The organism is Pseudomonas sp. UBA6276, from assembly GCF_002438365.1.
Taxonomy (GTDB): Bacteria; Pseudomonadota; Gammaproteobacteria; order Pseudomonadales; family Pseudomonadaceae; genus Aquipseudomonas; species Aquipseudomonas coleopterorum.
Window position 1 is genome coordinate 45,178 of record NZ_DJUS01000156.1, and the last position, 9,853, is coordinate 55,030.

Genomic DNA, 9,853 nt, shown 5'->3' on the forward strand with positions numbered 1-9,853 from the left:
GGGTCATTCCTCGTCTTCAGGTGATTCAGGCTCGGGAACGAGCGGCTTTGGCGCGGCAGCCACAGTTGCCGCGGTTGTTCCGTTGTCGCGGCGCTGCTTGAGCTCGCGCGCGCGCTGCCGGTTGACCTGCTGCCAGGTCTCGCCGGACATCGCCGCTGTTTCCATGGTTTCGTTGCTGATGCCCACGTCGATGCGCTCGCGGGCCGCCTTGGCCTCTTTAAGCTCGTCGATCGCACCGCGCGCCGGGCCGATCCAGATGGCCTGGGTATAGGCGCGGCGCAGAGCCGGGTCCCGGTAGCCCGGCGCACGAATGCGGCCGGCCGCCACGGCTTCGTCGAACATCAGCTCATAGCTGGGCTGACAGAAGTCGCACACCAGCCACCAGCGCCGCATGGTGTAGAAGCGCCAGGCCTGCAGCATGGCCGCGCGGGCGGCGCTGTAGCTGCTGCTGTAGTGCAGCATCAGTTCTTCCAGAGGAAGCTCCAATGCAGCACCAATTTCTTTCACGATCGCCGAGAAGAATGGGTCGAACTGGGCGTTGGGTCTGGCTGGGTTGGCAACCATGGGCTCTTCGCCGGGCGCCAGGTCAACGATGGCGCCTTCGCCCAGTTCCAGAGGCGCTGGACCTACATCGCCCCCAACCGTGCCGTCCTCATCACCAAAGACCGGCTGGCCCTGACCTGCACCCGCGCCGAAGTCTTCGCCCTTCTTGATGAACACCGTGAACATCGCCGAGATCACCGCCGCCATCAGTTCGGCACTGGCGTACCGCTCGAGCTTCTGTAACGGCTCAAGGATTGGCGCCAGGTACGGAGCCCCGCGCTTGAGCCCAGGACGTTCCTTGTCACACCAGATTTGCAGCACGCGGCGCCGGCCAGTCTCTGCACCGAACACCTCGACCCGCTCCCAACGCAGCGGGTACTTCAGGAACTTGTCGTCCGGGTACCCGTTGCAGATGTGGTAGGCCACCGGCGCACCGTAGTCGTCGAACTCGACGCCCTCTACCAGGCGCTCGCTATCGGGCTGGCCGTGTGGGTTGGAAACTCGGTCCGTCTCGATCAGCTGCAGGCGGGTGTTGTAGACGGTGCCCGGGCGTTCGATCCACGGCGTTGCGACAAAGCAGTCGCCGCCAGTCATTGCCGAAACCAGCGCCAGTGCCTGTTGCTGGTAGTGGTTCAGTGTTGCTTCGGCGTCACACTCGCGCGGGTCGCCAGCGTAAAGCTCCCACTCCCGCTGGATCTGCGCGTTGAGCTCATCGGCCTGTTCTTCCGTGAGACCCAGGGCCTCATGGTCGACCTGCGGCCGGCAGATGAGGCCGGTACCCACCACGTTGGTTCGGGTTCGCACGATCGCGGCGCGGGCAATGAGATGGTTGCGCATGGCATCGCGCGAACGGGCAACCAGGGTCTTGCGCTCGGGCGAGCTCAGATCGCGGTTCGGGCTACCCAGAAACGGGATCCAGCTCGACATGCTACGCAGCATGCGCGACGCGCCGCGCCAGCGCGTTTCACTTCCGCCGCCACCGCCCTGTGCACGGGGTTGGCTTTGCACCAGACCGGAGACGGCGCGCGTGGCTTCACGCACCATCCGCTCTTCTGGAGTGGTACGTGTCCACCAGGCCATGTCAGATCCTCATATAGCTGATTCGGTTGCGGCCGCGGGCGCGGTTGGCTTCGGCGGCGACTTCCGCCGTGTAAGCGATTTCAAGCTTGCGCAGTGCGCCCAGGTCAGCCCGGGTTACCTGACGCTCGCCGTAGCGAACGCTCTGGCCACCCTTCAGGATCTTGTCGATTGCATCCTGCACCGCGGCCAGCCGCGATTGCGCTGGGGTCATGATTGTCATCCTCGCACCCGGCTACGGGTGCCTCGTTGCGGAAGGGCGCGCTTGGCGCCGGCGAGCATTTCAAGATCGAGACCGAATCGATGCTGGCTGATCCGCAAGGCGGCCAGGGCGTAAACGAAACAGTCGAGTGCCTCGTTGCGGCGACCTTTGGCCGTCCAGCGGTACACCCGCCTGCCTTTCTCGATCTTCAGTTCTTTGGTTTCAGCCGTGAGCTGCTTCAGCTCGTCCTCACCGCAGATGTCGTCATTGGCGGGGAAGTGAACGCAGCCCGGTACCGGCACGCCGGAAGTATTGGGCTGAATCTTGAGGCGGCTGTAGATCAACTCCTTGGCGTTCTCGGTGCCGACCTCGGTCAGGTAGACCTTCTTCGCGTTGCGCGACTTCGGCCAGTTGGCGATCGGCTTGCCGGGAATGTTGGCACCCTTGACCGGGATCACCCAAGTGTCGCCCAGGGCACGGCTTTCGGCGTAGACCTCATCGGTGTAGTGGCCGCCGGAGTCCCAGCACCAGCGCTCCACACCCATCTTGGCGCCGTCGCCGCGCACGTATTGCTGCCGCACCTTCAGGCGTACCTTCTTGCGAAGCTCTTCGCTGGCCGGGTCGCCCATGAGCACCCACTTGTCGACCAGCCAGGCTTCTTCGCCCAGGCCGAAAGCCCAGACTCTGCCCTCATAGCGATCATCCTGGGTATCGATCGATCCCATCAGGGTCAGGCCGCGCGCATGCACCTGCGGGTACACCTCGCGACGACCATAGAGCAGCTCCCAGTCGACCTTCTCACCCTGATCGTCTTCCCATGTTTCGCCAAGCGTCGTGTTGACGAAGGCAATCAGGTTCTCGCGGTTGTCCTTGACCTTGTCGAACTCCAGCACCATTTCCAGCCAAGTGGTGAAAGTGCTGTAGGCGGTCCAGACATGAAAGCTGACGCTTCGTGGGGTCGCTCTCAACTCATCGTCGGCCCCGTACCAGTCGATGCTGTCACGGGTCCAGATACCTGACTTCTCACAGATCCAGCGCCCGCGGTGAGCTGCCTCGACCATTTCGTGATACCAGACCACGCATTTAGTGTGCTCGCACACATACCAGGCCTGGGTGATCTCGCCATGCTCGTCCCGTTCCCACTTGATGCCAAAGTCGCAATCCTTGCCACCCCATTTCAGGTGCTGCTCACGGCCGCAATGCGGACATGGAATGTTGAAACGCAGCAGGTACGGCGATTCCTCAACGGCCTTCTCGATCTGGCACGTGCCTTTGATCTTGGGCGTCGAGCCCCTGATCGATTTCTTGAAGATCGCGCCCTCAAGGCGCTTGTCCCCGAGAAACGTGGGAGCGCCCTCGCCCTCTACGTTCTGCTCGAAGTTGGACAGCTCGTCGTACACGACCTCGTCGGCGGAGATACCGCGGTAGTTTCGACTGGCCTTGCCGCCGCGGCACCAGAGCATCTTTTTGTTCTGGAAACGCTTGGAAGTCAGCGAGCTATCCCTGTGCTTCTTGCCATGCCATGGGGCCAATTCCAAGAGCGTCGGCACATCCCTGACCATCGTCTCGATGTGCTGCTTCATCAGCTCTTCAGCGTCGGGGTCGGTCGGCGAGAAGACGGCCACACTTCGCCGCTTGTGCTGGATCTTGTAGCCCACGTTCGCCATGAGCATTTTGGTGTAGCCGACCCGGGCAGACTTCATCAGGTTGAAGAACTGGATGAGGTCATTGCCCATGGCATTGAGCAGGGCAACCTGGAACGGCGCCGTTTCCCATTTCCCCTCTTGATAGGAAGACTCGGACGAGAGGTAGAAATGCGTGTCTGCCCAATCCACCAAAGTGAGTGGTGGCTCTTTGAATAGTGCTTGCAGCCCGGCCTTGATCGCTTTGCGCAGATCAGTCATCCAGGGTGGCAAGGTACTCATCGAGGATCTCAGGTAGTTGGTCGCCTAGCTCGGAGGCGATGTTGCGGGCGAGAGCGATTTCGCGTTGCATGGCTTCAACATGGCGCGGCCCGATATCGGGATGCTTGCGTTTAACCTTGTGGGCGACCGTGTCGAGCACGGACCCGATCTGGGCCACCACCCGCGAAAGCGCGAAGGTGATGAAGTCGACCGGCACCAGTTGCCGGGCTGATACGGCGTTCTTGTTCTCCTGGCCGATCCGCTGAGCCGCGGTCAACCCGCGCCGTTCCTCAAGCAGCTTGTACTCAATGAGGGGATCGATACCGGAAGGCTGCTCGTCCGCCGCTGCTTTCTGCTCAGCCAGCTTCAGGCGGTTGTCCAGGATTGAGCGCACGTCATAGAAGTTTTCGCGACCGATTCGGGCGATGGGTTCGACCTTCCATTTATCGAACGCTTGCACGGTGATGCCGAGGCTGGCGGCCATGCTGCTCTTGTTTAGCCAGTGAGGTTTCGGCTCCATATGCCTCCTCCAATGACGAGGCGGGAAGCTACCGCAGGCCGGTTGGTGTTTGGTTGGTATTTCAGGGGGTCAGGTTGGTGTATTTTTTCGCTAAAACCGCTCTATTCCGGGCCTTTCAGCCCAGCGACAAAACAACAACCAACCCCTCCAGAAAAAAGTCATACATAGTTGAAGGACGGGGCTCGAATTACCCTCACCCCAAGGGGTGGGGGGAAAGGACCCTTTTGCACCGTCTTGGTGCATTGCAGTCAGCGCTGCCGGGTGGACAGGGCGCGGTCGAATGCTTTCTCGAACTGCGAAGCGAGCTCACGATCAGCGACCCGGTCCCCGATCTCGAAGAAGTCGAGCGTCTTGGCATACCCAGGCTTACTGACGAAGGCCAGCACCATCTGGATATCCCCGCGCCTGGTACCTACTCGCTCGGCAATCCCGACCGCCTCGCGGCCTTTGCGCATCACGAAGTATCGCGACCGATTGCCCGCACTGCGTCTGCTGTCCGTGCTGTTCTGCAGCCGATCGCCCTGGGCACCGAGGCCAGACAGAATCCTCTGCAACTGACCACGCCCGATGTTGCCGTAGTTGTCCAGTTTCATGCCTTTGCCAGGTACGACGAACTTGCCTTCGGGCAGGATGCCGCGTGCACGCAACAGCGACTCGCTGCGCTTGTTGTTCCGTGGGCCGCCGTAGACCTCAGGCGTCAACCACCTGGTCGCAGGCGCCGCGCCGTCCGCTTCGTCCTTGATCCACACCCATGCCTCGAGCTTCTGCTTGGTGGCTGGGTTCAGGCGCAGGGCGTTCATGGTGTAGGGCGTGGGCCTGTCGAAGACGGTACGCATCTCGTCTTCGATCGTGGACTTGATGACCTTCGCGGTTTCGGTAAGCGCGACCGCTGTGGCAAATGGGATCTGGCGTTGCTCGATAATAGTCAGTTCGGCAAGGCCGTCAGTCAGACCACGGGATTGAACCTTGAACATGTGCACCCCGAGTTGCTACTCATGCATATCTCTGTGCGGCCGATATGATGTTGACCGAATATCTCAATCAACACGAAGTGAGTCAGACATGAACGATCTTCAAGAAGCCGCAAACTGTCTCAGACAATTAGCCGACACGGTGTCAAAGCTGAAGGACACTGACCTTGCGGAAGATCCGGAGGTGATGAAGCAGATTGATCAGTTCGCCATCGCTATGTCGTTCTACCATGAACAACTGTTAATACTCAAAGCCTTAACCGACGCGCCTAGCTCAACATCAAGACAGGTGATTCGGCCATCTCTTTACTTGGTGAAACGGTAGCGTCAGATACCAAGACACAACCATAATGAGATCGGCACGTAGCCTACTTGCTCTGGCTGCGTTTGATCTGCGCGTCCACTTGGTCAGCGCAGGTATCGAGCAGGTTGATGGCCCGATCCTTGAGCGCCCAAAGGTCGCCGTTCAGCGCCAAGTTGTCATCGCTATCGCTGACCCGCTCGCAAGGCACCATTTCCGGCGCTTCCAGCCTTACCGCTACTGTCTTTCCTGCCAGTGGCTGCGGGCTTGCCGCGCAGGCCGTCAGGCAAAGGCTGATCAGCCCACTTGCGAACAGCCGCGCTTTTACGCTTGAGTTCTTCAAAGTCCTTCCTCGCTTGGCGGGCCTTGTCTTCGCTGGCCTTGAGGCGCTGCTGCAGATCGGCCAGGTAGTTGGCGTTGCGTTTGGCCTCGGCCTGGAGTGTGGTGATAGTCTTCAGGCTTTCAGTGTTGGCTTCGGTTGCATACTTCGCCGCCTGTGTCTGCACCGTCACCTGCCCTTCCAGCGCGATCACGCGGTACTGCTGGATGGCAATGAGCAGCGCGGCCACCAAAGCGATGATCAGTGCAGCGGCAATGCTTTTGAGCAGGTTCATAGGCTGTCCGCCTTGCGACCGAGAAACTTCACGATCATTTCGCGGATGACGGTCACACCGACAAAGCCGATCGCACCGCCGGCGGCAACGGACAAGCTCGACGGCCACTCCATCCACTCGATGACGCTGCTCGCCGACAGGCTCAGCCCACCACAGATCAGCGACTCCAGCAGGATGCGGCGCTTGCTGGTCTCTTTGGCCTCGTACAACACACGAAGCCCAGAAATAACCGTTGCCATGATCGCTCCTTGCCAGAGAGGGTTGCTTAGGTACAGGCGCAGGTGCAGCCATATCTGGGCCCAGAGGTCAGGGTCTTTCTCTGGCATGATTGAAATCCAAATGCCTCCCCGGACCGGGGAGATAGATACGGAAGCCCCAGCGGTTGCCAAAGCGTAAGATTGGTATCAATACCCGCTAATGCTCACTAGGCAGGGAGCTTCAATTGTTTTGAACTGCTTTATGCATCGTCTCAATAGGAAAAAACTACTGAAGTTTCGGCACCACTAGACGATAGCCTGAGGAAAGTGAGCGACAGATCCGCTCCTGACGGATCTGTGATGAAGCCCATACCACCAAGCTTCGGAGCATCGAATGCCTACTACTCATCTCAAAGATATGCAGCAAGACATAAACGATGCGACTTTGCAGCTGGAGATGATCGTGCAGATGCTACGAAGCCATGCCCTCTTCCTTAGAAGTCAGAAACTCGAACACCTTATGATGGATATTTTATTGATTGAGAACCAGATAGAATCACTCGTATTGTCCATCCAGGACTTGAAAAAAACCACCGTGAGAATTACGGAATCTGGGTAACAAAAAATTTTTACCACTTATAACTTAAGAGCTCCGCACTACAGTTTTACTGGACAGGGCACGTAGAGGCCGCCGGGTATTTGGTCATGCAAACTCTATTAGCAGCACCCGCGAGACTTACAGAATTCTATGAAATTCATTACATTCTCAATGAATCCAAAGAAGTCCTAGTTGTTGAAAAAGCCAACATGTCAGAGCTGGATTCTTGGCTGTGTATGCTCATATTCCTAAGCCCTAAGCATGATCCATTTGACATAAGGCTTATCGGCAATGTTACAGAGGCCCAAATCGCAGCGTCGAAAAAAGGGCTGTCATGCGTGCGCTGGAATAAAGTTGGGAAATTTGATCGCAGGCGTGCCTCAATATTTTTCTACGGGGATACATTGGCCGAGGGCCTGTTCCTGAAAATCACCGAAAACAAGAGATTTGATGTATAGCGCGGACAAAAAAGCCCGATACAATCGCCGGGCTTTTCTGAGGGGGTGCCACGCTGGAACAGCTAAACACCTTGCTATGAAAACAGATGCTTATCCGCGCGGAAAGCTATTTTTCGTTTTTCTTGGAAGGTCAAGCCCAACCGCTTCCTTACGAGCGACCAGAAGCCCTTTCACCTGTGCTACTAAGTCAGCAATCGCTCGAGAAGAATCCAGGCTACGCAGACTGATCCCTGGAACCCGCACATAAACTGATGGATCCTCAGCGCTGATGAGAGTCAGGTCCATATTGTCATTGTCTCTTGAGATGCAACGGCAGAGATCCGGTAAAAACACCCGCTCGAGTAAAGCTTTGATTTCTAAGGAAGACAGTCCATACCCCGCCATACACCCTCCATATCTGCTAATAGGATCACAAATCGCCTGAGAGCCGGCCACATGAAGCAGCTCGACCCGGATACGTATAGCAAACGCCGAAATCATTTGCCACGCGCTGCCGTATGGTCAACAGGACATCAAGGCCTCTCCTTGAGCGGTCATGCTGCATAACGTAGCTGCTCAAGCGCGCAGTCCACCCAAGCAACCCCAGCCTTGATTATCTCCCTGGCTTTGGCCTCTCCAATATTGAATTGGCGAGCGATTCTCAGAGCAGGCCATTTTGCCCCAAAGTAGAGCCATACAAAGAAGCCCATTTGCTCGTTGCGAGTCGTCAAGCGCGAAACAGCTGCGTCAACGGCCAATGCCAGGTCATCAGTAATGACGTAGCTCTTCGTACCTGACTCACAAGGGGTGTGCTCCCGCATCAACGCATAGAGTGGCGAGATGTAGCGTGGAATTCCCATCCCATCCATTCGCCACCAACCCCATTGTTCAAGCATGTACTCAGTGTCACCCAGCGGGCGCTCCAGCGGCTTACGAGTATTCATGATCAATCTCCTGTGTAATTCGAGCCGCCGGCGCCGCGGCGGTTGCTCTGTGTGTACTGGGCGGCCGGGCCATTCATCGGCACCGACCGATTCAACTGTTCGATCTTCTGTTCGGCGGCCTGTAGGCGGATGCTGAGCTGCATCACCAGTACGTCGAGCGGTAGCGCTTGGCCGGTTTCAGCCGAAACCCAGCCGGACGCATTGCACTGCAGACATGGCAACTCATGGAAAACACCCTGCGTCACGGCGCGACCACGGCAGGCCGAGCACCTGGCGAGCTCGATGCGGGCGGCACGAAATGCAGGGCCATGGCTCTTTTTCATGCTTCTGAAACCTCGCCATTCACAATTTCCGAAAGTGCCTCACAGCCCACGTCGTTCGTGGCGTGCAGCGGTTTATCCGATTCTTCGTATTGGGCGTCTGTCAGGTTGTGAATGGCCTTAAAGCCGCGCTCATCTAACCAGCCATGCCACTTTTCCAAGGCCAGCAGGCGGTACGCCCGGGCCTGCGTGTTGATGTAGGTGGAGGCGATCTTGCCCAGCGAATGGTTCAGCAGCATCTCGCCGATGTGCCCGTCGATGCCCAGGTCGGTCCACGCGGTGCGCGCCACCTTCCGCAGGTCGTGGCTGGTCCACTCGCCCTTCCCCATCCGGGTGAATATGGCACTGGCCTGGCCTTCGCTGAGGGCCCGCCCACGGCGCGATGGGAACATGTAGGTGCCGTCGTAGCCCTGGGTGATCTGGATCGCGCGGTAGCGCGCCAGCAGGGCCTGTGCCTGTGCAGTCAGAGGCAGGCGATGCTCGGTGCGGGTTTTCGTATTCTGCGCAGGGATGAACCATTCCCCGTCGGCCAGGCTGATATCGGGCCAGCGGGCCAGCCGCGTTTCGCCGACGCGGGTACCGTGACACAGCATCATCAGCGCCAGCATGGCCTCGGCCGGTTCGGTATCGAACAGCTCTGCCAGCATGGGCACCACGGTTGCCAAGTGCACACCGCGCAGCCGGGCTGCCTTGGGCATGATGCGCGCCTTGGTGAAGTCGACGAATTTGAGGCCTGCCACCGGGTTCGATTCGATCATGCCCAGCTTGTGCGCCTGGCGGAACGCGAGCACCAACAGGGTAAACAGTTGGTGGACGTAGGACAGCGACAGGTCTTCCTGCGCGGGCCACATGAGGCGCTTGTCCAGCACCGGCGCCGTTACCTCGCGCACGGGAACGTCTTCCAAACGCGGCTTGAGGTGGCAGGCAATGGCCGACTTGGCACCGGCCTTACGCTTGTCCGAAAGCGAGCGATCGCGGCCCATGCGGTCGCCGTACCAGTCGAGCAGCTGACCGACCGTGGCCAGGCCGCCCAGGGCAACGACCGCGGCAGGGTCGCGGAGCAGGCGCTGACGCAGCGCTGGCAGCTCGGCCAGCACCGCAGCGGCGCCGAGGTCGGGGTAGCGCGCTATCTGGTTCCACGCCTTGCCCTTGACCAGGTACCACGACCCGCGCTGCCGATCCTGACCGAAGCGCAGGTACAGGCCAGGGTGCCGGGGGTCGCGCA

General features: G+C 59.1%; 14 protein-coding genes. 2 read left to right on the forward strand and 12 right to left on the reverse strand.

Annotated features, from left to right (window positions below; translation table 11 throughout):
- Positions 1 to 3: 3 nt before the first annotated feature.
- The 5 genes from B2V21_RS18120 to B2V21_RS18140 all read right to left on the reverse strand — a co-directional run bounded on the left by B2V21_RS18120 (position 4) and on the right by B2V21_RS18140 (position 5,220).
- Entirely contained in the window at positions 4 to 1,623 is a 1,620-nt protein-coding gene (locus B2V21_RS18120) for a phage portal protein (RefSeq protein WP_286917609.1), read from the reverse strand.
- A gap of 1 nt (position 1,624) precedes the next feature.
- The gene (locus tag B2V21_RS18125) at positions 1,625 to 1,834 is read right to left on the reverse strand and encodes a hypothetical protein (RefSeq protein ID WP_282346441.1); all 210 of its coding nucleotides are present in this window, start codon (positions 1,832 to 1,834) and stop codon (positions 1,625 to 1,627) included.
- Between the two features lie 5 nt (positions 1,835 to 1,839).
- Positions 1,840 to 3,747 (reverse strand): phage terminase large subunit family protein, encoded by a 1,908-nt coding sequence (locus B2V21_RS18130; protein WP_286917610.1) that lies wholly within the window; start codon positions 3,745 to 3,747, stop codon positions 1,840 to 1,842.
- Positions 3,719 to 4,210, reverse strand: a complete 492-nt coding sequence (locus B2V21_RS18135; RefSeq protein WP_282346439.1) for a terminase small subunit — start codon at positions 4,208 to 4,210, stop codon at positions 3,719 to 3,721. Before B2V21_RS18135 ends, B2V21_RS18130 begins: the two co-directional genes overlap by 29 nt.
- A gap of 284 nt (positions 4,211 to 4,494) precedes the next feature.
- Positions 4,495 to 5,220 (reverse strand): hypothetical protein, encoded by a 726-nt coding sequence (locus tag B2V21_RS18140; RefSeq protein ID WP_286917611.1) that lies wholly within the window; start codon positions 5,218 to 5,220, stop codon positions 4,495 to 4,497.
- Between the two features lie 88 nt (positions 5,221 to 5,308).
- Here B2V21_RS18140 and B2V21_RS18145 point away from each other — a divergent pair, with 88 nt between their 5' ends.
- Positions 5,309 to 5,542 (forward strand): hypothetical protein, encoded by a 234-nt coding sequence (locus B2V21_RS18145; RefSeq protein WP_286917612.1) that lies wholly within the window; start codon positions 5,309 to 5,311, stop codon positions 5,540 to 5,542.
- A 43-nt stretch (positions 5,543 to 5,585) separates the two neighbouring features.
- Here B2V21_RS18145 and B2V21_RS18150 read toward each other — a convergent pair whose 3' ends face one another.
- The 3 genes from B2V21_RS18150 to B2V21_RS18160 are packed head-to-tail and all read right to left on the reverse strand — an operon-like array spanning position 5,586 to position 6,458.
- Complete coding sequence (locus B2V21_RS18150) at positions 5,586 to 5,774, reverse strand: hypothetical protein (RefSeq protein ID WP_286917620.1); 189 nt, start codon at positions 5,772 to 5,774, stop codon at positions 5,586 to 5,588.
- Complete coding sequence (locus B2V21_RS18155; RefSeq protein ID WP_286917613.1) at positions 5,704 to 6,132, reverse strand: hypothetical protein; 429 nt, start codon at positions 6,130 to 6,132, stop codon at positions 5,704 to 5,706. The genes B2V21_RS18150 and B2V21_RS18155 overlap by 71 nt, the downstream gene beginning before the upstream one ends.
- On the reverse strand, positions 6,129 to 6,458 hold the full coding sequence (locus B2V21_RS18160; RefSeq protein ID WP_286917614.1) for a phage holin, lambda family: 330 nt from the start codon (positions 6,456 to 6,458) through the stop codon (positions 6,129 to 6,131). Before B2V21_RS18160 ends, B2V21_RS18155 begins: the two co-directional genes overlap by 4 nt.
- Positions 6,459 to 7,034: 576 nt before the next feature.
- Here B2V21_RS18160 and B2V21_RS18165 point away from each other — a divergent pair.
- Positions 7,035 to 7,385, forward strand: a complete 351-nt coding sequence (locus B2V21_RS18165) for a hypothetical protein (RefSeq protein WP_286917615.1) — start codon at positions 7,035 to 7,037, stop codon at positions 7,383 to 7,385.
- A gap of 90 nt (positions 7,386 to 7,475) precedes the next feature.
- On the opposite strand, the gene B2V21_RS21660 is transcribed toward B2V21_RS18165, so the two are convergent.
- The 4 genes from B2V21_RS21660 to B2V21_RS18180 all read right to left on the reverse strand — a co-directional run.
- A complete protein-coding gene (locus B2V21_RS21660) occupies positions 7,476 to 7,865 on the reverse strand; it encodes a DUF1652 domain-containing protein (protein ID WP_414708425.1) in 390 nt (129 codons plus the stop codon).
- Between the two features lie 53 nt (positions 7,866 to 7,918).
- Positions 7,919 to 8,308 (reverse strand): antiterminator Q family protein, encoded by a 390-nt coding sequence (locus B2V21_RS18170; RefSeq protein WP_286917616.1) that lies wholly within the window; start codon positions 8,306 to 8,308, stop codon positions 7,919 to 7,921.
- Positions 8,309 to 8,310: 2 nt separating this feature from the next.
- Complete coding sequence (locus B2V21_RS18175; RefSeq protein WP_286917617.1) at positions 8,311 to 8,631, reverse strand: hypothetical protein; 321 nt, start codon at positions 8,629 to 8,631, stop codon at positions 8,311 to 8,313.
- Positions 8,628 to 9,853, reverse strand: a 1,226-nt coding sequence (locus tag B2V21_RS18180) for a tyrosine-type recombinase/integrase (RefSeq protein ID WP_286917618.1), incomplete at its 5' end; no start/stop codon positions are given. The genes B2V21_RS18180 and B2V21_RS18175, both read right to left, overlap by 4 nt.

What these genes read in the sequence shown, in the direction of transcription:
- B2V21_RS18175 (WP_286917617.1), bottom strand. Translation starts at nt 8,631, where the DNA reads ATGAAAAAGAGCCATGGCCCTGCATTTCGTGCCGCCCGCATCGAGCTC.
- B2V21_RS18120 (WP_286917609.1), bottom strand. Translation starts at nt 1,623, where the DNA reads ATGGCCTGGTGGACACGTACCACTCCAGAAGAGCGGATGGTGCGTGAA.
- B2V21_RS18155 (WP_286917613.1), bottom strand. Translation starts at nt 6,132, where the DNA reads ATGAACCTGCTCAAAAGCATTGCCGCTGCACTGATCATCGCTTTGGTG.
- B2V21_RS18160 (WP_286917614.1), bottom strand. Translation starts at nt 6,458, where the DNA reads ATGCCAGAGAAAGACCCTGACCTCTGGGCCCAGATATGGCTGCACCTG.
- B2V21_RS18145 (WP_286917612.1), top strand. Translation starts at nt 5,309, where the DNA reads ATGAACGATCTTCAAGAAGCCGCAAACTGTCTCAGACAATTAGCCGAC.
- B2V21_RS21660 (WP_414708425.1), bottom strand. Translation starts at nt 7,865, where the DNA reads ATGATTTCGGCGTTTGCTATACGTATCCGGGTCGAGCTGCTTCATGTG.
- B2V21_RS18125 (WP_282346441.1), bottom strand. Translation starts at nt 1,834, where the DNA reads ATGACCCCAGCGCAATCGCGGCTGGCCGCGGTGCAGGATGCAATCGAC.
- B2V21_RS18140 (WP_286917611.1), bottom strand. Translation starts at nt 5,220, where the DNA reads ATGTTCAAGGTTCAATCCCGTGGTCTGACTGACGGCCTTGCCGAACTG.
- B2V21_RS18135 (WP_282346439.1), bottom strand. Translation starts at nt 4,210, where the DNA reads ATGGCCGCCAGCCTCGGCATCACCGTGCAAGCGTTCGATAAATGGAAG.
- B2V21_RS18170 (WP_286917616.1), bottom strand. Translation starts at nt 8,308, where the DNA reads ATGAATACTCGTAAGCCGCTGGAGCGCCCGCTGGGTGACACTGAGTAC.
- B2V21_RS18130 (WP_286917610.1), bottom strand. Translation starts at nt 3,747, where the DNA reads ATGAGTACCTTGCCACCCTGGATGACTGATCTGCGCAAAGCGATCAAG.
- B2V21_RS18165 (WP_286917615.1), top strand. Translation starts at nt 7,035, where the DNA reads ATGCAAACTCTATTAGCAGCACCCGCGAGACTTACAGAATTCTATGAA.